The organism is Bacillus sp. 5w2 (assembly GCF_054353775.1).
Genome location: NZ_JBTIWT010000017.1, coordinates 19723 through 41367 on the forward strand (window position 1 = coordinate 19723; position 21645 = coordinate 41367).

General features: G+C 38.9%; 20 protein-coding genes. 18 read left to right on the forward strand and 2 right to left on the reverse strand.

Features of this window, described 5'->3' with window-relative positions; all coding sequences use genetic code 11:
- Positions 1-181: 181 nt before the first annotated feature.
- Positions 182-382, forward strand: a complete 201-nt coding sequence (cspD, locus tag ACXY7N_RS22980; RefSeq protein WP_001193052.1) for a cold-shock protein CspD — start codon at positions 182-184, stop codon at positions 380-382.
- A gap of 44 nt (positions 383-426) precedes the next feature.
- Here cspD and ACXY7N_RS22985 read toward each other — a convergent pair whose 3' ends face one another.
- Both ACXY7N_RS22985 and ACXY7N_RS22990 read right to left on the reverse strand, forming a co-directional pair.
- Complete coding sequence (locus ACXY7N_RS22985) at positions 427-1158, reverse strand: yteA family sporulation protein (protein WP_000957370.1); 732 nt, start codon at positions 1156-1158, stop codon at positions 427-429.
- 110 nt (positions 1159-1268) lie between these two features.
- Positions 1269-2222: a 1,4-dihydroxy-2-naphthoate polyprenyltransferase gene (locus tag ACXY7N_RS22990; protein WP_016085772.1), complete on the reverse strand. Its 954-nt coding sequence runs from the start codon at positions 2220-2222 to the stop codon at positions 1269-1271.
- A gap of 194 nt (positions 2223-2416) precedes the next feature.
- Here ACXY7N_RS22990 and ACXY7N_RS22995 point away from each other — a divergent pair, with 194 nt between their 5' ends.
- The 17 genes from ACXY7N_RS22995 to ACXY7N_RS23075 all read left to right on the forward strand — a co-directional run bounded on the left by ACXY7N_RS22995 (position 2417) and on the right by ACXY7N_RS23075 (position 21620).
- A complete protein-coding gene (locus tag ACXY7N_RS22995; RefSeq protein ID WP_098561225.1) occupies positions 2417-3811 on the forward strand; it encodes an isochorismate synthase in 1395 nt (464 codons plus the stop codon).
- Positions 3808-5562 (forward strand): 2-succinyl-5-enolpyruvyl-6-hydroxy-3-cyclohexene-1-carboxylic-acid synthase, encoded by a 1755-nt coding sequence (gene menD, locus ACXY7N_RS23000; RefSeq protein ID WP_488592621.1) that lies wholly within the window; start codon positions 3808-3810, stop codon positions 5560-5562. Before ACXY7N_RS22995 ends, menD begins: the two co-directional genes overlap by 4 nt.
- Positions 5559-6371 carry a 2-succinyl-6-hydroxy-2,4-cyclohexadiene-1-carboxylate synthase gene (menH, locus tag ACXY7N_RS23005; protein ID WP_454497415.1) on the forward strand — a complete coding sequence of 271 codons (813 nt, stop codon included), beginning with the start codon at positions 5559-5561 and terminating at the stop codon, positions 6369-6371. Before menD ends, menH begins: the two co-directional genes overlap by 4 nt.
- A gap of 69 nt (positions 6372-6440) precedes the next feature.
- Positions 6441-7259 (forward strand): 1,4-dihydroxy-2-naphthoyl-CoA synthase, encoded by an 819-nt coding sequence (gene menB / locus ACXY7N_RS23010; RefSeq protein WP_016085776.1) that lies wholly within the window; start codon positions 6441-6443, stop codon positions 7257-7259.
- A 201-nt stretch (positions 7260-7460) separates the two neighbouring features.
- Positions 7461-8906 carry an o-succinylbenzoate--CoA ligase gene (locus ACXY7N_RS23015; protein ID WP_116363784.1) on the forward strand — a complete coding sequence of 482 codons (1446 nt, stop codon included), beginning with the start codon at positions 7461-7463 and terminating at the stop codon, positions 8904-8906.
- Positions 8907-10013 carry an o-succinylbenzoate synthase gene (gene menC, locus ACXY7N_RS23020; protein ID WP_016085778.1) on the forward strand — a complete coding sequence of 369 codons (1107 nt, stop codon included), beginning with the start codon at positions 8907-8909 and terminating at the stop codon, positions 10011-10013.
- A gap of 191 nt (positions 10014-10204) precedes the next feature.
- Entirely contained in the window at positions 10205-10903 is a 699-nt protein-coding gene (locus ACXY7N_RS23025; protein ID WP_016085779.1) for a response regulator transcription factor, read from the forward strand.
- Positions 10896-12002 carry a sensor histidine kinase gene (locus ACXY7N_RS23030; protein ID WP_016085780.1) on the forward strand — a complete coding sequence of 369 codons (1107 nt, stop codon included), beginning with the start codon at positions 10896-10898 and terminating at the stop codon, positions 12000-12002. The genes ACXY7N_RS23025 and ACXY7N_RS23030 overlap by 8 nt, the downstream gene beginning before the upstream one ends.
- A gap of 82 nt (positions 12003-12084) precedes the next feature.
- Positions 12085-12945, forward strand: coding sequence for a D-Ala-D-Ala carboxypeptidase VanY (locus ACXY7N_RS23035; protein WP_016085781.1), 861 nt, complete (start codon positions 12085-12087; stop codon positions 12943-12945).
- Positions 12946-13299: 354 nt separating this feature from the next.
- On the forward strand, positions 13300-14400 hold the full coding sequence (locus ACXY7N_RS23040; protein ID WP_016085782.1) for an amidohydrolase/deacetylase family metallohydrolase: 1101 nt from the start codon (positions 13300-13302) through the stop codon (positions 14398-14400).
- Positions 14378-15481: a DgaE family pyridoxal phosphate-dependent ammonia lyase gene (locus ACXY7N_RS23045; protein ID WP_488592622.1), complete on the forward strand. Its 1104-nt coding sequence runs from the start codon at positions 14378-14380 to the stop codon at positions 15479-15481. The genes ACXY7N_RS23040 and ACXY7N_RS23045 overlap by 23 nt, the downstream gene beginning before the upstream one ends.
- A gap of 1 nt (position 15482) precedes the next feature.
- Complete coding sequence (gene dagF, locus ACXY7N_RS23050; protein WP_488592623.1) at positions 15483-16238, forward strand: 2-dehydro-3-deoxy-phosphogluconate aldolase; 756 nt, start codon at positions 15483-15485, stop codon at positions 16236-16238.
- Positions 16231-17247 (forward strand): sugar kinase, encoded by a 1017-nt coding sequence (locus ACXY7N_RS23055; protein WP_098506413.1) that lies wholly within the window; start codon positions 16231-16233, stop codon positions 17245-17247. The genes dagF and ACXY7N_RS23055 overlap by 8 nt, the downstream gene beginning before the upstream one ends.
- Positions 17247-17972, forward strand: a complete 726-nt coding sequence (locus tag ACXY7N_RS23060; protein ID WP_000539282.1) for a GntR family transcriptional regulator — start codon at positions 17247-17249, stop codon at positions 17970-17972. The genes ACXY7N_RS23055 and ACXY7N_RS23060 overlap by 1 nt, the downstream gene beginning before the upstream one ends.
- A 680-nt stretch (positions 17973-18652) precedes the next feature.
- Positions 18653-19783, forward strand: coding sequence for an RNA-guided endonuclease InsQ/TnpB family protein (locus tag ACXY7N_RS23065; RefSeq protein WP_488592624.1), 1131 nt, complete (start codon positions 18653-18655; stop codon positions 19781-19783).
- A gap of 151 nt (positions 19784-19934) precedes the next feature.
- Positions 19935-21260, forward strand: coding sequence for a gluconate permease GntP (gene gntP, locus ACXY7N_RS23070; RefSeq protein WP_088084462.1), 1326 nt, complete (start codon positions 19935-19937; stop codon positions 21258-21260).
- 168 nt (positions 21261-21428) lie between these two features.
- Positions 21429-21620 (forward strand): YjcZ family sporulation protein, encoded by a 192-nt coding sequence (locus ACXY7N_RS23075; protein ID WP_001290399.1) that lies wholly within the window; start codon positions 21429-21431, stop codon positions 21618-21620.
- Positions 21621-21645: the final 25 nt, after the last annotated feature.

A 21645-nucleotide genomic window follows, 5' to 3' on the forward strand; every position in this document is an offset into this window, starting at 1 on the left:
TGTTCTCATTTGACGTTTTCAATATAGCATGATATAGTGAAAGCACTATTGAGCTACATAATGTGGTACGGAAATAAAGCACGTTGTATTAAAGGCTGTAAGCTTGTTATACATTCATGTCCTTTATATCCACCTTTTCATGTGGATTCATAGTTTCATTTTTATTTAGGAGGTACATGACATGCAAACAGGTAAAGTTAAATGGTTTAACGGCGAAAAAGGTTTTGGCTTCATCGAAGTTGAAGGCGGAGAAGACGTATTCGTACATTTCTCAGCTATCCAAGGCGACGGCTTCAAAACTTTAGAAGAAGGTCAAGAAGTTTCTTTCGAAATCGTTGAAGGAAACCGCGGACCACAAGCAGCTAACGTTACAAAAAACTAATTAGCTAGCGATAAAAAGCATTCCGATTTTCGGAATGCTTTTTTTTATTCTTTGGAACTAGATTCATTTGAAGATAATTCGCCCTTAAAGGTACGCTCTTCAAAGTCATCAAGCATTTGTTCATATTCTTCATGCTCTTCCGTAGCGAAAACTTGCGGATTTTTTCCATACATATCTGTACCGATAAAGTTTTCGAAGTCCTCTACGTAGCCTACATTTTCCTCGCTATTTACGTACATGCCATTATAGTTTTTGGAATCTTGTCTTTCTAAATCAGACGGTGTTTCAGATGTTCCGTAATTTGCGACATCTTGCCAAGCATCTTCTGCATCGTACTCAACAGAATGGTCTTCATCGTGTTTGTGGAAAGAAGGAGACAACACTTCTTCTTCGACTGGGCGTGTATTCATATTTAATTTACTTGTCGTGTGCTGTATGCATGTTGTAGCAGTCGGCATTGCTTCCAATCTTTCAAATGGAATTTCTTCACCAGACACTTCGCAAATGCCGTACGTACCCGCTTCTATTTTTTGTAGGGCGTGTTTCGTATCCTCTAGCTGTTTATGCCAAAGTTCAATAAGTCCGAAGTCTTTTTCACGTTCATATAGCTCTGTTGCCATATCAGCTGGATGGTTATCGTAGCTAGATAATTCTCCAACGGAATCACGTTCAGATGCACGATCTTCATTTTCATGTGTTTGTATCGTTTGCTCTAGTTCTTGTTTTTGTTTTTCTAAAACGGATTTAAATTGATTTATTTGTTGTGGAGTTAACATAGTCGTCCACCTTCCTACAATTCAGTTTCTTTACATAGTATGAGCGTCGAGAGTAGGAATTATGAGTTGAAATTGGTATATGAAAAAAGAGCTGCATAAGCAGCTCCTTTCTATAGGAAATATCCAAGTAATAATCCGATTCCCATGAGGAGACCGAAGATTGTATTTGTTTTTGCTGTTGCAATCATCGCAGGTACCATTTCCATTGGAATACTTTTGCCGATAAAGCCTTTCGTCGCTTTAAATGCTTTCGGTGCGCTCAAAAATACGATAAGCATCCATGGTGATGCGATGTTAACGATAATTAAAGCGATTGTCCAAATGTAGGAAACGATAAACATAGAAGCAAGTACACCAACTGCTCTTTCACGTCCAACGAGAATTGCTAACGTTTTACGACCGTTTTCTTTATCGCCATCTAAGTCACGAATATTATTGGCTAGTAAAATGGCACCAATTAAAATGGAGCTTGGAATAGATAGTAAAATGACTTCTGATGTTACAGTTCCAGTTTGAATAAAGAATGAAATCCCGATAATAATGACACCCATAAATAATCCGGCTGTTAACTCTCCGAATGGTGTATATGCAATTGGAAGTGGGCCGCCTGTATAAAGGTAAGCAACGGCCATACAAACAAGACCGATTGCAGCAAGCCACCAGCTAGAATTCATACAAATATAAACACCTAATAGTATTGCGATGCCGAAAAATCCAAATGCTAAGTTAAGCACTGTTTTTGGCTGAATGCCATCGCGAACGATAGCGCCGCCGATACCAACTGAACCTTCGTGATCGAGTCCTCTTTTATAATCAAAGTATTCATTAAACATGTTTGTTGCTGCTTGAATGAGAAGACAAGCAAGAAGCATTATAAGGAAAAGAGGGAGATGTATTTGATTTATACCTCCGACCTGCATCGCATAGGCTGTTCCGATGAAAACAGGAACGAAAGCTGCTGTTAATGTATGGGGACGTAGTAAACTCCACCAAATGCGCCAGCCTGTTTGTTTACTTGGCTTTGGCGCCGTAGGAGAGGAATTCGTTTCGACGTTCATTTCCATGTTGATTCCTCCTTTGGTCACATATTGTACACAACTAAGTGTAGAAAAAGCATCATTTAGTGTCAACGTTTATTTTCTAGGAAGAGAAGGTGAATTTCTCAGAAATGCTAAACGTTGACAGGCCTTTCGTTTGAGGTGTATCTTAAAATCAAGCGTAATTATGACTATTTTTCGCCCATAGGGGGGAGACAATTGTGATTCAAACGAAACAAATAGGCTTGCAAGAAGTTTTGAGTGCGGCCATTAAGCGTGCAACTGATGAAAAAATATTAGTGAGCTTTGTAAAACAAATAGACTGGATGGATCCGCTTCTGTTTTATGCAGCAGGAAAAAGGATTGCATTCGAAAATAGATGTTATTTTGCAGACCCAGCTCAGCATGTAATATTTGCTGGAATTGGCTCTGTTTTCACTATAGCAACTTCTTCTCACAAACGCTTTCAAACTGCTCGTGACGAGTGGGATAAAGTAAAAGAGAAGGCATTTGTACAAAGAGAAAGATACGAATTTGGAACAGGTCCTCTTTTATTTGGTGGCTTTTCATTTGACCAAGAAAAAGAGAAAACGGACTTATGGAAAGAATTTGATGATACGACATTTTCACTACCGGCATTTTTATTAACTGTAAAAAATGAAAAAGCATGGTTAACAATGAATACATTCGTTTCAGCAACAGATTGTGCAGAAACTCTTTATAACGAAATTGTTTCTTTAGAAGAGAAAATTTTTGAGGAGAGTAAATGTGCACTAGAAGGATCGAAATTAACAGTTACTTCTAAAGTAGAAGTGGATCCGAAAGGCTGGATGAAGGCCATTGAGAAAGTGCAAGATGAGATGAAGCAGGGGAACGTACAGAAGGTTGTATTAGCGAGGGAGCTAAAAGTAGAGATGAATCATCCTATTGATTCTGCTCTTGTTTTAGAAGCGCTTCGCATTGGACAACCGGATTGTTACGTATTTTCTTTTGATTATAAAGGAGCATGCTTCTTAGGAGCGACGCCAGAGAGATTAATTCGCAAAGAAGATGAGAAGTTTACTTCGATGTGTCTTGCTGGTTCAACTGGTCATGGTCAATCTATAGAAGAAAGTAAACAAAATAGTAATGCGCTTCTTCATGATGAAAAGAATTTAGCTGAACACGGTTATGTTGTGAACATGATCAGGTCCGTATTAAATGAGCACTGCGAATCCGTTAATATTCCGGAAAGTCCGGGCTTATTAACAACGAAAAATTTAATTCATTTATATACGCCTGTAGAGGCAAAAGGCGATGCGAGTCTTTTAACAATGGTAAAAGAATTACATCCAACACCAGCTCTTGGCGGGACACCTCGTTTGGAAGCGATGAAACTGATTCGTGATGTTGAATTGTTAGACAGAGGATTATATGGTGCACCGATTGGCTGGATAGATGATGAAGGAAATGGTGAATTCGCGGTTGCACTTCGCTGCGGGTTATTAAATGGCGAGAAAGCATCCTTATTTGCCGGTTGCGGGATTGTAATTGATTCAGTACCGCAACTTGAATATGAAGAAACAAGTTTGAAGTTTAGACCGATGCTTGGTGCTTTGGAGGAATTAATGAAATGAACAATCATATAGAAGCATTATCATATTATTTAGGCGCGTTCGTGGATGAACTGACGCGTCTAAATGTATGTGATGTTGTCATTAGTCCAGGCTCACGGTCAACGCCGATAGCTCTACTAATGGAACAACATGAAGGAATGAACACATATTTACATGTAGATGAAAGATCAGCAGGATTTTTTGCACTCGGTATCGCAAAAGCGAAAAAACGTCCTGTTGCATTATTATGTACGTCAGGAACGGCAGCAGCGAATTATTATCCAGCTGTATGTGAAGCTTTTCATTCACGAGTGCCGCTTATCGTCTTAACGGCAGATAGACCGCATGAATTAAGAGATGTCGGTGCACCACAAGCGATGAATCAATTCAATTTATACGGTACGTTTGTGAAGCAATTTACAGAGATGGCACTCCCAGAAGCGAGTGAAGCGATGTATCATTACGCTCGCATGACGACGCAGCGCATGATAGCAGGTGCTTGTTTAGCACCGCAAGGACCTGTGCATCTTAATTTTCCAGTTCGCGAACCGCTTATCCCGGACTTCTCATTAGAAAGTTTATGGGATAAAGGACGCGGGGAATATACAGGAGTAGTTCAGCAAGGGAACGTGATGATGCCGAGTGAATATGTAGATTCTCTTGTAGGGCGCCTTTCACATATGGAAAAGGGGCTTATTATTTGTGGAGATGATAGCCATTCGGAAATCGCAGCGTTTGCGGCAGAATTAGCTGAAAAAACGGGATATCCAATATTAGCGGACCCACTTTCTAATATTCGTAGTGGACACCACGATAAAACGATGGTAATCGACTGTTACGATACATTTTTACGAAATGAGCTGTTAAAGGAAACGTGGAAGCCAGAAGTTATGATTCGCTTTGGCGGTATGCCTGTTTCGAAAGCATTAACGCAGTTCATCAAAAAACAAACGAAAGCCGTTCATATCGTTGTTGATGAATCTGGGCAATGGAGAGACCCAGCTCTTGTTGCGACAGAAGTTGTCCAAGCAAGTGATATTGCATTTTGCAGTGCACTAATAGAAAAAATGCCAGTTATGAAAAAGAATGATTGGTTCGGAATGTGGAAACATATAAACGAAAAAACGAAGGAAACGCTTCGTGAGATGGAAACATATGAAACGGCATTTGAAGGGAAAGTTATTACGGATATTGTCCGCGTATTACCAGAAGGGGCAACGTTATTTGCAAGTAATAGTATGCCAATTCGTGATACAGATTCATTCTTCTTCACATCGGATAAAAATATTCAAGTGATGGCAAACCGTGGTGTAAATGGGATTGACGGAATCATTTCGACAGCTTTAGGAGCGAGCATTATTTGTGAACCGCTCGTATTAGTGATCGGTGATTTATCATTTTATCACGATTTAAACGGATTATTAGCCGCAAAATTACATGAATTAAATATAACAATTGTCGTTGTAAATAATGACGGTGGCGGTATTTTCTCATTCTTACCACAGTATGAGAAAAAGGAACATTTCGAATCGTTATTTGGAACACCGATTGGTCTTGATTATGAGCATGTTGTCAAAATGTACGGTGGTTCATTTAGCCGTGTAAATGGTTGGGAGCAATTCCGAGAAGAGGTACAAAAAGGAACAAGGGCGGAAGGTTTACATGTTGTAGAAATTTGTACGAACCGTGATGAAAACTTAACATTGCACCGTAAATTATGGGCAAAAACGCAGGACGTAATTACTACGTCTTTGCAAGGTGAATCAAAATGAACGTAACGCTGCAAGGTGTATCGTATGAATATGAAGTAGTCGGAAGCGGGGAACCACTTCTACTTCTTCATGGTTTTACGGGGAGTATGGAAACGTGGCGTTCCTTCGTTCTTTCTTGGAGCGAGCAGTTTCAAGTCATTTTAGTAGACATTGTTGGGCACGGAAAAACGGAAAGTCCTGAAGATGTGACGCATTATGATATTCGAAATGTGGCATTGCAAATGAAAGAACTGCTAGATTACCTTCATATTGAAAAAGCGCACATACTCGGCTATTCAATGGGCGGTAGATTGGCGATTACGATGGCATGCCTATATCCAGAATATGTGCATTCTCTTTTATTAGAAAATTGTACAGCTGGGCTCAAAAGTGAAGATGAGCGGGAAGAACGTCGTGAAAAAGATGAGCGACTTGCTCATAAAATTGAGCGAGAAGGCATCAAAAGTTTTGTATCTATGTGGGAAAATATTCCGCTGTTTGAAACGCAAAAAAATTTAGCACCAAACCTACAAGAAGCGGTGCGAAAAGAGCGACTTGCTAACAATCCAAAAGGGCTTGCAAATAGCTTGCGCGGCATGGGAACAGGGGCTCAGCCTTCATGGTGGAACGAGCTGCAAAACTTAAAAATGCCTGTTCTTCTAATGAATGGAGAGCATGATGAAAAGTTCTTTCGTATATTAAAAAACATTGAAAAATGCGTCTCTGACGCGAAATTTGTCAAAATTGATGGTGCTGGCCATGCAATTCATGTGGAACAACCGGAAAAGTTTGATACAATAGTAAAGGGATTTCTAAAAACTATGCAGTGATGCTTTTTTCATCTAAGAAGGAAGTTACACTTATAGAGGAGATCAGAAATATATAAGGAGGTAATAGTAATGGCTATTGAATGGGTAACAGAAGGCAATTACGAAGATATTATTTATTCAACATACAATGGTATCGCAAAGATTTCGATTAACCGCCCTGAAGTACATAACGCATTCCGTCCAAAAACGGTAATGGAGTTAATCAATGCATTTGCACACGCTCGTGATGATGCAAATGTTGGCGTTATCATTTTAACAGGTGAAGGTGGACGTGCATTCTGTTCTGGCGGCGACCAAAAAGTTCGCGGTCATGGTGGATATGTAGGTGAGGACCAAATCCCACGTCTAAACGTGTTAGACTTACAACGTCTAATTCGCGCAATTCCTAAACCAGTTATCGCAATGGTAGCAGGTTATGCAATTGGTGGAGGACACGTACTTCATATCGTATGTGACTTAACAATCGCTGCAGACAACGCTGTATTCGGACAAACAGGTCCTAAAGTAGGAAGCTTTGACGGTGGATACGGAGCTGGTTACCTAGCTCGTATGGTAGGTCATAAGAAAGCTCGCGAAATTTGGTACCTATGCCGTCAATATAATGCACAAGAAGCGCTTGATATGGGCTTAGTAAACACAGTAGTACCATTAGAAGAGCTTGAAGCAGAAACAGTACAATGGGCACAAGAAATCTTAGCAAACAGCCCAATGGCACTTCGTTTCCTAAAAGCTGCATTCAACGCAGACACAGACGGTCTAGCTGGTATTCAACAACTAGCTGGAGATGCAACGTTATTGTATTACACAACTGACGAAGCAAAAGAAGGTCGCGACGCGTTCAAAGAAAAACGCAGTCCGGACTTCGGTCAATTCCCTCGTTTCCCGTGATCAAACCAAAAGCGAAGCCGACTGCTTAGCCCCGTTGGCTAAGGTTCTTTCGCACAGAAAGTGTTTTTTACTTTCTCGTGCGGAAGGTTCTTAGACGGAAGGGGCTAGGAGGCGTAGCTAGATGAGATCAACTGGAAACAAAACAACTAAGAGACTTGATGTCATATCAAGTCTCTTTCTTTCATGAAAGGAGAATGGATGATGGAGACGATGCCAAATTGGTTAATGCAACGTGCATTTTTAACACCAGATCGCACTGCAATTGAAATAGAGGAAGAGAAAGTTACTTTTATGGAGCTGCATGGAAAAGTAGTATCTGTTTGTGAGCACCTTTCACATGTTGGAGTGAAGCGTGGGCAAAAGGTGGCTGTTCTGATGAAAAATGGTATGGAGATGATTACAGTTATTCATGCCCTATCTTACGTAGGGGCAGTAGCTGTACTTTTAAATACGCGTCTTTCAAGAGAAGAGCTACTTTGGCAAATGGATGATGCTGAAGTTATTTGTTTAGTGACGGATCAAGATTTTGATGCTAATGCTGTTCCTGTCTATTCATTCGCTGAAGTGATGAATGGACCGAAGGCGGAAGCATCTATACAAGAAGAATTCTCTTTAGAAGAAGCGATGACAATTATTTATACGTCAGGGACGACAGGGAAGCCGAAAGGCGTTATTTTAACATACGGGAATCACTGGGCAAGCGCGGTTGGTTCTTCGCTTAATTTAGGACTTCGTGATGATGATTGCTGGTTAGCTTGTATGCCGATGTTCCACGTTGGCGGTCTTTCTCTTTTAATGAAAAACATTATGTACGGAATGCGCATTTTACTCGTTCCAAAATATGATGCGGACTTTATTCATAAAGCACTTCAAACGAGAGGCGTTACGATTATTTCTGTCGTATCAAAAATGTTAACTGATTTATTAGAGAGACTTGGAGAAGGAACATATCCCTCTTCTTTACGATGCATGTTACTTGGCGGAGGGCCAGCGCCGAAACCGTTATTAGAAACGTGTGTAGATAAAGGAATTCCTGTGTATCAAACGTACGGTATGACAGAAACATCATCCCAAGTTTGTACGTTATCTGCAGATTACATGTTAACGAAAGTAGGATCAGCTGGAAAACCATTATTTCAGTGCCAACTTCGTATTGAAAAAGATGGCGTCGTAGTTCCGCCGCATACGGAAGGCGAAATCGTAGTAAAAGGACCGAACGTAACAGGTGGCTACTTTAACCGTGAAGATGCGACGCGTGAGGCGATCAGAAATGGTTGGCTTCATACTGGTGACCTCGGTTATTTAGATGAGGAAGGATTTTTATACGTATTAGATCGCCGCAGTGATTTAATTATTTCTGGTGGGGAAAATATATATCCAGCTCAAATTGAAGAAGTATTGCTCTCTCATCCAGCGGTAGTGGAAGCGGGTGTTGTCGGTATGAAGGACGAAAGTTGGGGCCAAGTACCAGCTGCTTTTGTTGTAAAAAGCGGGGCGGTAACAGAAGAAGAAATTCTTCGTTTTTGCGAAGAGAAATTAGCGAAATATAAAGTGCCGAAGAAAGCGTGTTTCTTAGAGGAATTACCACGAAATGCTTCGAAGAAATTGTTAAGACGAGAGTTAAGACAATTAGTGGAGGAGATGTAGGTGGAGATAAAAAAAGCGACACTTCATATAACGGAAATGCCACTTGTAATCCCGTTTGCTGCAAGCTACGGAACGTATGAAAAGCGTGAGAGTATCGTCATTGAATTAGAAGATATAGACGGATACATTGGATTTGGCGAAGTCGTTGCATTTTCTGAACCGTGGTATACGGAAGAAACAGTGAAGACGGCACTGCATGTACTTCAGGATTTTTTATTACCTGATTTATTAAAGGCTGAAATTTCTCATCCGAATGAAATGCCGAGTTTGTTTCAGCATATAAAAAGAAACCGAATGGCAAAGGCCGGAATTGAAGGGGCTGTTTGGGATTTATATGCGAAGCGTGAAAAGAGCTCATTTGCGACATTGCTCGGCGGAACTAGGTCTGAAATTGAAGTCGGCGTTGTGATAGGGATTAATACAATTCCGGTTATGCTAAAACAAATCGAGCAGTACGCGGAAGAAGGATACGAGCGTTTTAAAGTGAAAATAAAGCCAGAGCATGATTACGGATTATTGAAAGAAATTCGTAAAGAGTTTCCAAGCATCCCGTTAATGGCTGATGCAAATTCAGCGTATACATTAGCTGATGTAGAGAAGTTGAAACGATTAGATGAATTTCAATTAATGATGATCGAGCAACCGCTAGCGGATTATGATTTTCTTGATCATGCACAGTTGCAAAAGAAAATGGAAACGCCAATTTGCTTAGACGAAAGCATCCATAGTTTAGAAGATGCACGCGTTGCGATTACACTTGGCAGTTGCCAAATCGTCAATATTAAGCCGGGGCGAGTGGGCGGATTAACAGAATCTATTCAAATTCATAATTACTGCATGGAACATAATATCCCTGTTTGGTGCGGGGGTATGGTGGAGATGGGGATTTCACGAGCACAAAATGTTGCGCTTGCTTCATTGCCGAATTTTACGATTCCAGGCGATATATCTGCTTCTAGTCGACATTGGGAGAAGGATATTATTTCACCAGAAGTGACGCTTGAGGGCGGGAAAGTGATTGTACCGCAAAGTGTTGATGCTGAGTATGAGGTAGATCGCGGGAGACTAGCAGAAATTACGAAGCAGCGTATTGTTTTTGCGCGATAAATGGAAGTTTCATTGGGCTGCCCGCAAATAACGGGAGGATTTTTTCGGTAAGTCGATATATTTGGAAAATAGCTGATATAATTCTATTTACTAAGGTTGCTCTAACGAGTAGCCTTTTTGTATTGTACAAATTGGCAAGACTAGTTTACAATCGAGCGTATAAAAATGGAATGAAAAAAAGGGGGAGTAAAATGAAGCGCATTTCAATTTTAATAGCGGATGATGAGGCAGAAATTGCTGATTTAATTGAGATACATTTAGAAAAAGAAGGTTACCACGTCGTGAAAGCAGCGGACGGGGAAGAGGCAATTCATATTATTGAAACGCAGCCAATCGACCTAGTTGTTTTAGATATTATGATGCCCAAAATGGATGGCTATGAAGTGACGCGTCAAATTCGTGCGAAGCACCATATGCCAATCATTTTCTTAAGTGCGAAAACGTCTGATTTTGATAAGGTGACAGGTTTAGTATTGGGTGCAGATGATTATATGACGAAACCTTTTACACCGATTGAATTAGTTGCACGTGTAAATGCACAATTACGTAGGTTTCTTACGTTAAATCAACCGAAAGTAGCGGAGAGCAAATCTGCTTTAGCCATAGGCGGAGTTGTGATTGATCCTGAGCGCCGAACGGTAGATGTGTACGATGAGAAAATTGAATTAACGCCAAAAGAGTTTGATATTTTATATTTATTAGCGAGCCATCCGAAGAAAGTGTACAATGTGGAAAATATTTTTCAGCAAGTGTGGGCGGATGATTATTTTGAAGGCGGAAATACAGTTATGGTACATATTCGTACGTTGCGGAAAAAGCTTGGGGAAGATAAAAGAAAGGATAAGTTAATAAAAACAGTGTGGGGAGTAGGGTATACTTTCAATGGCTAAAAAGATGAGAAGTTTTCGCTCGAAGATGGTTATGCTATTTGCGTTAAGTATGATATTAGCTGCTGGCATAACGTATTTCATTTATGAAGGATTACGGATTTATTATAAATTAGTCGTTCGTTATGAGGATCCGTTAGCTCAATTTCGTTCCATGGTAAGACAAATTGGGGATGTTAATTTCTTTTTAATTATTTTCATCCCTCTGTCCATTATGTTTTTCTTCTTCCTTACTAGGCCGTATTTAAAATATTTTGATGAGATTTCAAACGGAATTCATCATTTGGCGAACGGAGATTTTACAAATAAAGTGCGCGTTTCATCAAATGATGAGTTTGGATATATCGCAAGCGAAATGAATGTAGCAAGTGAGAAATTAAAGGAAGCAGTGGAACGAGGAGACTTCGCGGAAAGTAGTAAGGACCAGCTTATTGTTAACTTAGCTCACGATTTAAGAACGCCGTTAACATCTGTTTTAGGTTATTTAGACCTAATTCTTAAAGATGAGAATTTGACGAAGGAACAAATTAAACACTTTTCCACGATTGCTTTTACGAAATCGCAAAGGCTTGAAAGCTTAATTGATGAATTATTTGAAATTACACGTATGAACTATGGCATGTTACAACTAAATAAAAAGCCAATTGATATAAGTGAGCTGCTTATACAGTTAGATGAGGAATTATATCCGTTATTAGAGAAACATCATTTAGAAGCAAGGTTGAATGTTGATCCGCATTTACCGATTAACGGTGATGGAAAATTGTTAGCCAGAGTATTTGAAAACTTGTTAACAAATGCCGTTCGATACGGATATGATGGGCAATTTGTTGATATGAATGGGTATATCGATAATGAAGAAGTTGTCGTACAAGTTATGAATTACGGAGATAGCATTCCAGAAGAAGATTTACCGTATCTATTTGATATGTTTTATACAGGTGATAAGGCAAGATCAGAGCAGCAAGGTGGTACAGGCCTTGGGCTATTTATTGCGAAAAATATTGTTGAACAGCATGATGGGAAGATTTCGGCTGAAAGTAATGTAGTTAGAACAATATTTGAAGTACGATTGCCAAAAGACGAGAATGTAACAATTTAATAAAAATTTAAACTTTATCCCACTTTTTATTTTAATAGTTTTTTCTATTCTATACGTAAGTTACGTTAAGGAGGAACTAGAAATGAAAAAGTGGGTATTTATTTCTCTTTTTATAGCATGCACAATCTGTGTGGGCGTTTATATATCACCGTTATTTCAAAAGGAAATTGATGTGAAAATTGGCGGGGAAAATAGTGCAGGAAAGACTGCAAATATGGAAAAGATAGAGATTACAAAAGAACAAATTTATAAAGGGGATCTATTATTAGTTAATAAAGATTACCCAGTAAAAAAAGATAGTATTAGGTCTGACATTATAAATGTAAATCACAACAGTGAATTAGTAAGAGGTTACGTAATATTTGATAGAAATCTGCGTTTATCAAAGGATATTGTAAAAAAGTTTTTGAACGTTGTCGATGCGGCTGGAAAAGATGGCGTACAACATTTCTTAATGAATAGCGGGTATCGAGATTTTCAAGAGCAAAGTAAATTATATAAAGACATGGGATCTGATTATGCACTCCCAGCAGGATACAGTGAGCATAATTTAGGGTTATCACTCGACGTTGGTTCTACGCAAAAGAAAATGGAGAAAGCGCCTGAAGGAAAATGGATTGAAGAAAACGTATGGAAGCACGGCTTTGTATTACGTTATCCGAAAAATAAAAGCAATATTACAGGCATTCAATATGAGCCATGGCATATCCGTTATGTCGGCTTACCCCATAGTGCGATTATGCAAAAAAAGAATTTCACACTAGAAGAATATTTAGATTTCTTAAAAGAGAAAAAAGAAATTACAACCGATGTGGAAGGTAAGAAATATACGGTTTCTTATTATAAAGTTTCTGGGAATAGGAAAGTGAATGTTCCGGTGAATAAGCAGTATGAAATTTCGGGGAATAATATGGATGGGGTTATTGTGACGGTGCAGGAATAGGGGTTGTTCCGTTTTGGAGCAGCCTTTTCGTATATAAGAAAGGGATTGGCGTTTTTTGTCGGTAAATCGATATTCCTTGTCGAATCGTTGATATATTTTGAGTTATGATAGATATAATTGCAAAATCGTTGATATATTGTAAGTTATGATAGATATATTCGAAAAATCGTTGATATAATTTCTTATATTATCAGCATTTTGAGGAGTATCTTTTATTTCACTTTTAAACATTATAACGTTATATTTACTTCTTCCTTTTTTTGTGTTACGCTAAACGTGTGAAAAAGATATATAAAATGAAACTTTAATGTAAGCGTATTCTTATGGCTTCTTATAGAAAAGGGTGGAAGTACAATGACAGAACGATTCGTACTACGTAATGTGAAACGTGTGAACGGGGAAGAGATTGACATTGTAATTGAAAATAATAAAATCGCACAGGTGACGAAAGCTGGTGCTGGTGAGGCTGGAAAGGTTCTTGATTACTCAGGTACGTACGTATCGAGTGGCTGGATTGATTTACACGTTCATGCTTTTCCAGAGTTTGATCCGTATGGCGATGAGGTGGATGAAATTGGCGTTAAGCAAGGGGTAACGACAATTGTTGATGCAGGTAGCTGCGGAGCTGATCGCATTGCAGATTTAGTAAAAAGTAGAGAGCAGGCGAAAACGAATTTATTTGCCTTTTTAAATATTTCTCGCATCGGTTTGAAACGAATTGATGAATTATCCAATATGGAATGGATAGATAAAGAGAAAGTAATAGAAGCAGTAGAAAAGTATAAAGATGTAATCGTTGGGTTAAAGGCGAGAATGAGTAAGAGTGTCGTTTGTGATAGTGGAATTGAACCACTTCATGTTGCACGCTCTTTATCCCGTGAAACATCATTACCGATTATGGTACATATCGGTTCAGCGCCTCCTCGCATTGAGGAAGTTGTACCTCTTTTAGAAAAAGATGATGTCATTACACATTATTTAAACGGGAAAGAAAATAATTTATTTGATGAAGAAGGCAAACCGCTACCTGTGTTACTAGATGCAGTGAATCGCGGTGTTCATTTAGATGTTGGTCACGGCAATGCTAGTTTTTCTTTTAAAGTAGCAGAGGCAGCAAAGCGTCACGATATTGCCTTTCATACAATTAGTACAGATATTTACCGGAAGAATCGTATACACGGTCCAGTGTATAGTATGGCTCACGTTCTTTCGAAATTCCTTTACTTAGGTTATCCGCTAGAAGAAGTGATTGATGCGGTTACGAAAAATGCGGCAGAGTGGCTGAAAAAACCAGAGCTTGGCCGTATTCAAGAAGGCGATATTGCAAACTTAACTTTATTTACGGTGAAAGATGAGAAGGTTACGTTAATCGATTCAGAAGGGGATCAGCGCATTGCTGAAAGAAGAATTGATACGAAAGGGGTTGTAATCAATGGGTCATTCATTGAATGCTAAGTACGGATTAAAAAGAGTGATTAACGCGAGCGGTAGAATGAGTATTTTAGGTGTATCCGCTCCGACAGATACAGTTATGGATGCGATGAAACATGGTGGGCAAAATTATGTGGAAATTGCAGATTTAGTAGATAAAGCAGGAGACCATATTGCGAGAATTCTAGATTCAGAAGCAGCGGTCGTTGTGAACTCAGCATCAAGCGGAATTGCGCTTTCTATTGCTGGTATCGTTACAGAAGGAAATCGCCGTAAAAGTGAAAGACTTCATCAAGAAAGCATCGCGAAAAACGAAGTGATTATGTTAAAAGGTCATAACGTTCAGTATGGTGCTCCTGTTGAAACGATGATTTATTTAGGTGGCGGGAAACTAGTCGAAGTGGGTTACGCAAATGAAGGGAAAGCAGAGCATATTGAAGATGCAATTGGTGAAAATACAGCAGCGATTCTTTATGTGAAGTCTCATCATGCCGTGCAAAAAAATATGATTTCTGTTGAAGAAGCTTGGGAAGTTGCGCAGCGAAATAACATCCCACTTATCGTCGATGCGGCAGCTGAAGAAGATATTCAAAAATATGTGAAGTATGCAGACCTTGCCATTTATAGCGGTTCAAAGGCGATTGAAGGGCCTACTTCGGGTATTGTTGGCGGTAAACGAAAATATATTGAATGGCTGAAAGTGCAGTTACATTGCATCGGCAGAAGTATGAAGGTTGGGAAAGAAACAACATTTGGTTTACTTCAAGCTCTTGATGAGTACGGAGTAAAAGAAGATAAGAGCCAGCAAGAAAAAGAGTTGTTACAAGTACTTATGCCGCTAAAAGAATTAAACGGCGTACATGTAACGATCGTTCAAGATGAAGCGGGAAGAGCGATCTTTAGAGCTCGTATTCATATTAATGAGAAAGAGTTAAATAAATCAGCAAAAGACGTTGTAACAGCATTACGCGAAGGGGAAATCGCAATTTATACACGTGATTACGGAGTAAGACAAGGATTCTTTGATATTGATCCACGTCCACTTCAAGGTGATGACATACATGTGATTGAAGAAAAAATGAGAGAAATTGTAGGGGGAAACTAAAATGACAAACATTCAAAAACGTTTTTATAAAGGCCGCGTAGCATTAAATGTATTAGCGAACAATATCCAAAACGCGAAAGATATTTTCGAAGCAGCAGAAGGTTACGTAGTAGTCGGTGTTTTATCAAAAGATTACCCAACAGTAGAAGAAGCAGTTACAGCGATGAAAGCATACGGAAAAGAAATTGATGACGCTGTATCAATTGGGCTAGGAGCAGGAGATAATCGTCAAGCGGCAGTTGTAGCTGAAATTGCGAAGTATTATCCTGGTAGTCATATTAACCAAGTGTTCCCTTCAGTTGGAGCAACGCGTGCAAATCTTGATGGAAAAAATAGCTGGATTAATAGTTTAGTATCGCCAACAGGAAAAGTAGGGTACGTAAATATTTCTACTGGTCCCATTAGTGCGGCCGGAGAAGAAAAAGCAATTGTTCCAATTAAAACAGCAATCGCACTTGTACGTGATATGGGCGGAAATTCATTGAAGTACTTCCCAATGAAAGGGTTAGCTCATGAAGAAGAATATCGCGCAGTTGCGAAAGCGTGTGCGGAAGAAGGATTTGCATTAGAGCCAACGGGCGGAATTGATAAAGAAAACTTTGAAACAATTGTACGTATCGCGCTTGAAGCGAACGTAGAGCAAGTTATCCCGCACGTGTACTCTTCTATTATTGATAAAGAAACTGGTAATACGAAAACAGAAGATGTTCGTGAATTATTAGCAGTAGTGAAGAAGCTAGTTGATCAATATGCGTAAGAAAATTGCAGCATTTGGCGAAGTAATGATGCGCCTGCAAGTACCAGGATATGAGTTGTTGTCGCAAGCTAACACATTATATTACTCATTTTCTGGTACAGGTGTGAACGTTGTAGCCGCGCTTTCTCATCTCGGGCATGAAGGATTTCTTATTTCAACTTTACCGGAAAATTCGGTTGGAGATGCTGCGGTATCACACATTCAGAAATTAGGTATTCGTCCTTCGTTTATTTCAAGAGGTGGCAAATATGTCGGTATGTACTTTTTGGAAAATGGATTTGGCGCACGTGCAAGCCGCGTTACATATTCGAATCGATTAGAAAGTAGCTTCAATACGGCACCTGAAGAGATGTATCAATTTGAAGAAATCGCAAAGGAAATTGATATCGTTCATTTTTGCGGGATTACACTTGCGATGAATGATACTGTGCGCCAACATATGAAATCTTTAGCGAAAGCAGTTAAAGAAAACGGAGGCACTGTTGTTTTTGATTGCAATTATCGTCCGTCACTTTGGGGAGAAGACGGATATGAACAGGCGAAACCGCATTATGAAGAAATGCTTGCTCTTGCTGATATCGTTATGATGAACGAAAAAGATGCGATGTTTGTTCTAGGAATGAAAACAGAAGAGACGGAACGAGAGGCTCAACTTGTTGATCTTATTCCAAAAGTAGCTGAAACATATCATATTGCTACAATTGCCGGTACACATCGCTCTATTAATAGTGATAATACACACTCGCTTCGCGGGTTTATATGTAAAGATGGTGCGTTCACTTTTGCAAAAACACTTACGTTTTCTGTATATGATAGAATAGGTGCTGGAGATGCTTATACGAGCGGGATTATTCATGGCGAGATAAAAGAGTTTGCACCAGAGAAAGCTGTTTCATTTGCGTCAGCAGCTGGAATGCTTGCACATACAATCGTCGGTGATACGCCAATGTCATCAGAGAAGGATATACTTCGGGCAATGACGGCATCAGTAGGTGATGTAGAAAGGTAGTGGGTGTAACGGTGAACGTAACGAGGAAAAAAGGACCATTATATTTACAAATAAAAAACATTATTCGTGATCGAATATTGCATGGTGTATATGCGATTCATACGAATATTCCTTCCGAACCGCAATTAGAAGAAGAGTTCAAAGTGAGCAAAATTACAGTACGAAATGCGATTAAAGAACTCGCTCAAGAAGGGTATTTGGAAAAGAAAAGCGGTAAAGGAACGAAAGTCATCCGTAATACTTCTGCGACAAAACTGTCAAAGGGTAAGAAATTTACAGAAGTGTTAGTGGAAGAAGGATATAAAGTACAGAAGAAATTGCTAAAAGCAGAAATCGTTCAGAATGAAGAAGGAACAGTGCCATTTCGATTATTCGGTAAAGAGAGTTTTCGTATTGAACGTTTATATACGTTAAATGATGCACCGTACATTCATTATACGCACTATTTCTCAGCTAAAATGGCAAGTACAGATTTATCGGACTTTGATCTACAATCGCTTTACGATTTAGTTGAAGACCGAGGTATACATTTAGAAAACTTCAGAGATGAGTTCGCTGTTGGACTTGCGCCTAGTTTCGTTGCAGAAGCGTTAGGCGAAAAAGAGGGGACAGCGCTATTAAAACGTATGCGCTATTCTTACGATGAAGTTGGCGAAGTAATTGAATATAGCGAAGGCTACTACAATACAGAAATGCAGCATTATGTAGTGAATTATGACGTATAAAAAGAGGGGATTTTCCCTCTTTTTTTATAAAGTAAGGGGTAACTAACTGTTACGATTTATTTAACCAATTATAACGAAAGTTAATTAAATATATCAGTAAGCCCTGCTAGTCAAGTGATTGGTTAGTAGTGAGGGTTAACTGCGGGCAATCCCTAAAGCTGATTGAACTACAACGTGGCTAGAAATGGTGAGCGTGAATGTCGCGAAAGCAGAAAAAATCAATCAGATCGTGCAAGGTTAAATCCTAAACACTAGAACAATGGGTCTTCCGCCTCGAATCATCTAAGTCAAAAGTGATAAGATGAACGTTCAACGACTATCTCGTATAACTGACGAGAGTACACCACAAGCCTATGGTGGTGGAAAAATCCTCTATCTCTAAGGAGATAAACATATAGTCTGCGCTCATGTGAAAATATGAGAAGTTCATAAGAGAACTGGCTAAGGAATTGCGCCCTTAGTTGAACGAGATACATTTAATTAAATCTATCAAGTCTCATTGAATCCATCGAACGTATGTGCTATGTTAGATTCAATGAGGTAAGAATAATAATGAAATTTTTACGAGTTAGTCAAGTGTCAGAATTAACAGGTTTGCATCCGAATAGTCTCAGGAGAATGCTGGTGGAACACGCTACGATTCAGAAGAACAAATCTTTCATTAAAGGAGTTACATTCTGATGATATTGGCGAAGAAAGTTAGACTAATTCCAACGCCTGAACAAGAAAAAGTGCTTAGAAACCATGCTGGCGCTGCAAGATTCGCTTATAACTATTGTAAAAGAATGAGTGATAGATACTATAAGCTATTTGGGAAATCTGTTTCACAGTTAGCTTTACAGAAACGATTTACAAAGATCAAGAAGCGAAAGAGATATGAGTGGTTAAAAGACATTAATGCACAAGTTCCTAAACAGGCTTCAAAAGATTTTGATACGGCGAGGAAACATTCGTTCAAAAAGTACAAAAATGGTTATCACACTTCTTATAAATCCAAAAAAGATTTAATCCAAGGATTTTATGCCAATTATGAAAGACTGATTATAGGAAAGAAAGTAGTTCATATTCAGTCCATTGGAGAAGTGAAAACAAGCCAACAACTACCAAGAAACAAAAAAACATCAAATCCAAGAGTTACCTTTGATGGTCGTCACTGGTGGATTAGTGTAGGATTCCAAGAAGACTTTGAATCAAAGGAACTAACGAATGAGTCGATTGGTGTGGATGTTGGTTTAAAAGAGCTGTTTGTAGCTTCTAATGGTACGAAAGAACGAAATATAAACAAAGATGCCAAGATTAAAAAACTTTTGAAAAGGAAAAAGTCAGCGCAAAGAGATATGTCTAGGAGATTTAAAAAAGGTGTAAAAATTCAATCTGCCGGATATGAAAAAGCGAAAACTGAGCACCTGCGGTTATCTAGGAAAATTACGAATATCCGAAATAACCATATCCATCAAGCAACAGCTAAATTGGTGAAAACCAAACCAATGAGGATTGTTGTGGAAGACTTATCTATCTCAAACCTGTTAAAAAACAAAAAACTATCGAAAGCATTTTCCTTTCAAAAATTACACTTCTTCTTTCAATGTTTGTCATACAAGTGCGAGAAGTATGGCATTGCGTATGTAAAAGCTGATAAATGGTTCGCCTCAAGCAAGATTTGTTCATGTTGCGGAGTAAAATACGACCATTCAGTTCAACCGGAAGGACAGTGGAGTTTAAAAATACGTGAGTGGTGTTGTGCTTCATGCAATAGCCATCACGATAGGGATGTAAATGCGTCGATAAATTTATCAAGATGGGTAAAATAAATGCTTGATAATAGGAGGTAACGATACTGCCTCGTGTGGAGTGTTATACCCCTCGTCCCTTCGGGGTTGCGAGAACACGCTGAAGCACTAACTTGTGTAAATTTGATTGAATTGTATAGATTTAGTTAAGTTTATCGTATCGGAATGAGAGATGGATATATACTTATTAATCGTCACGTTACTTGCAATCGCCATTGTTATTTTAGGGGTATCATGGTGGAAATGGCATGCATTTATTAGTTTAACAGTTGCGAGTTTATTTTTAGCCATCATGTCTGGACTGAATTTAACGAAGATAGTGACTGCCTATGAAATTGGTGTTGGTAGTGTACTAGGGCATTTAGTTGGTATTTTAGCCCTCGGAACAATTTTAGGTAAAATGATGTCCGATTCAGGGGCCGGCATGCAAGTGGCAGATTTCTTTATTCGATTTTTCGGTGTGAAGAAACTACCTTGGGCTATGTTATTTGCAGGATTTGTTATAGGGATTCCTGTGTTTTTTGAAGTGGGTATTGTCATTTTATTACCACTCGTTATTTCCATTCGAAAAACGACGAAGCAAAATATATTATTAATCGCATTACCTGTTATTGCGGGATTATCTATTGTTCACGGGCTCGTGCCACCACATCCAGGGGCGATGACAGCAATCGGTATTTATAACGCGAACTTAGGAAAAGTACTTTTATATTCATTAATTATCGCGTTACCAACAGCTATTATTGCAGGACCAGTATTTGCAAAGTGGGTACATAAGAGGGTTATACCTGAAAATGAACCAGAGCTTGTTCGAGTTACGACTGTATCAACAGATTTACCGAGTCGTAAAGTTTCATTCTTTATTATTTTATTACCAGTTGTATTGATGATTTTATCAGTAGTTGCACCGTATATTTCATTACCGAAAAAGATAACTGAATTTTTTGTATTTATAGGGAGTCCAGTAATTGCTTTACTTATTTCATGTTTCGCAGCATTTTATTTACTTGGAATAAGACAAGGAATTAATAAAAAGATGATTAAAAAATTAACGGATGACAGTTTATTACCGGTCGGTTCCATTATTTTAATTATCGGTGCAGGAGGTGGATTTAAACAAATCTTAATTGAAAGCGGCGTTGGAACGGCGATTGCGCAAATGGCAGAACATATATCGTTATCACCAATTGTATTAGCTTTCATGGTAGCTGGATTAATTCGAATTGCAACAGGTTCAGCGACAGTAGCGTTAACGACAGCAGCAGGAATTGTTTCACCAGTTATTCAGCACATGTCTGGTGTGAATTTGGAGTTGCTTGTTATTGCAACCGGCGCAGGATCATTAATGTTTTCTCACGTAAATGATGCAGGGTTCTGGCTCGTAAAAGAGTATTTAGGTTTGACGGTGAAGGAAACGTTTAAAACGTGGACCGTGCTGGAGACGTTATTATCATTTATTGCATTTGGTTTTGCACTTTTATTGAATATGTTTATTTAGAAGATACCTTAATTGGTATCTTTTTTTGATGAAGCCCAATTTCTAAAACAAGCCCGTTTTTATGTAAGCCAAGCTTCCGATTTGCCCTGAAAACATAATATAAATGGAATCCCCTCATTTAGAACAAGAGGAACTTGTTATGAATGATACTAAAGGAGGAATAGGGTAATGAGCGAAAAGTGTGAACACAGACATGATGATTGTAACCGCAGACATGGGTGCGGAGGCGGTTTTGCGCTTCTAATCGTATTGTTTATTTTATTAATTATCATCGGTGCTAGCTGCTTCGGCGGAGGCGGTTCTTGTGGATACGGTGGTTACGGCGGTTACGCAGGCGGCTATGGTGGATATTGCTGCTAATTAAAAACTATTGAAAATGGCCTTG

What these genes read in the sequence shown, in the direction of transcription:
- cspD (WP_001193052.1), top strand. Translation starts at nt 182, where the DNA reads ATGCAAACAGGTAAAGTTAAATGGTTTAACGGCGAAAAAGGTTTTGGC.
- ACXY7N_RS22985 (WP_000957370.1), bottom strand. Translation starts at nt 1,158, where the DNA reads ATGTTAACTCCACAACAAATAAATCAATTTAAATCCGTTTTAGAAAAA.
- ACXY7N_RS22990 (WP_016085772.1), bottom strand. Translation starts at nt 2,222, where the DNA reads ATGGAAATGAACGTCGAAACGAATTCCTCTCCTACGGCGCCAAAGCCA.
- menD (WP_488592621.1), top strand. Translation starts at nt 3,808, where the DNA reads ATGAACAATCATATAGAAGCATTATCATATTATTTAGGCGCGTTCGTG.
- menH (WP_454497415.1), top strand. Translation starts at nt 5,559, where the DNA reads ATGAACGTAACGCTGCAAGGTGTATCGTATGAATATGAAGTAGTCGGA.
- menB (WP_016085776.1), top strand. Translation starts at nt 6,441, where the DNA reads ATGGCTATTGAATGGGTAACAGAAGGCAATTACGAAGATATTATTTAT.
- ACXY7N_RS23015 (WP_116363784.1), top strand. Translation starts at nt 7,461, where the DNA reads ATGGAGACGATGCCAAATTGGTTAATGCAACGTGCATTTTTAACACCA.
- ACXY7N_RS23025 (WP_016085779.1), top strand. Translation starts at nt 10,205, where the DNA reads ATGAAGCGCATTTCAATTTTAATAGCGGATGATGAGGCAGAAATTGCT.
- ACXY7N_RS23030 (WP_016085780.1), top strand. Translation starts at nt 10,896, where the DNA reads ATGGCTAAAAAGATGAGAAGTTTTCGCTCGAAGATGGTTATGCTATTT.
- ACXY7N_RS23035 (WP_016085781.1), top strand. Translation starts at nt 12,085, where the DNA reads ATGAAAAAGTGGGTATTTATTTCTCTTTTTATAGCATGCACAATCTGT.
- ACXY7N_RS23040 (WP_016085782.1), top strand. Translation starts at nt 13,300, where the DNA reads ATGACAGAACGATTCGTACTACGTAATGTGAAACGTGTGAACGGGGAA.
- ACXY7N_RS23045 (WP_488592622.1), top strand. Translation starts at nt 14,378, where the DNA reads ATGGGTCATTCATTGAATGCTAAGTACGGATTAAAAAGAGTGATTAAC.
- dagF (WP_488592623.1), top strand. Translation starts at nt 15,483, where the DNA reads ATGACAAACATTCAAAAACGTTTTTATAAAGGCCGCGTAGCATTAAAT.
- ACXY7N_RS23055 (WP_098506413.1), top strand. Translation starts at nt 16,231, where the DNA reads ATGCGTAAGAAAATTGCAGCATTTGGCGAAGTAATGATGCGCCTGCAA.
- ACXY7N_RS23065 (WP_488592624.1), top strand. Translation starts at nt 18,653, where the DNA reads ATGATATTGGCGAAGAAAGTTAGACTAATTCCAACGCCTGAACAAGAA.
- gntP (WP_088084462.1), top strand. Translation starts at nt 19,935, where the DNA reads ATGGATATATACTTATTAATCGTCACGTTACTTGCAATCGCCATTGTT.
- ACXY7N_RS23075 (WP_001290399.1), top strand. Translation starts at nt 21,429, where the DNA reads ATGAGCGAAAAGTGTGAACACAGACATGATGATTGTAACCGCAGACAT.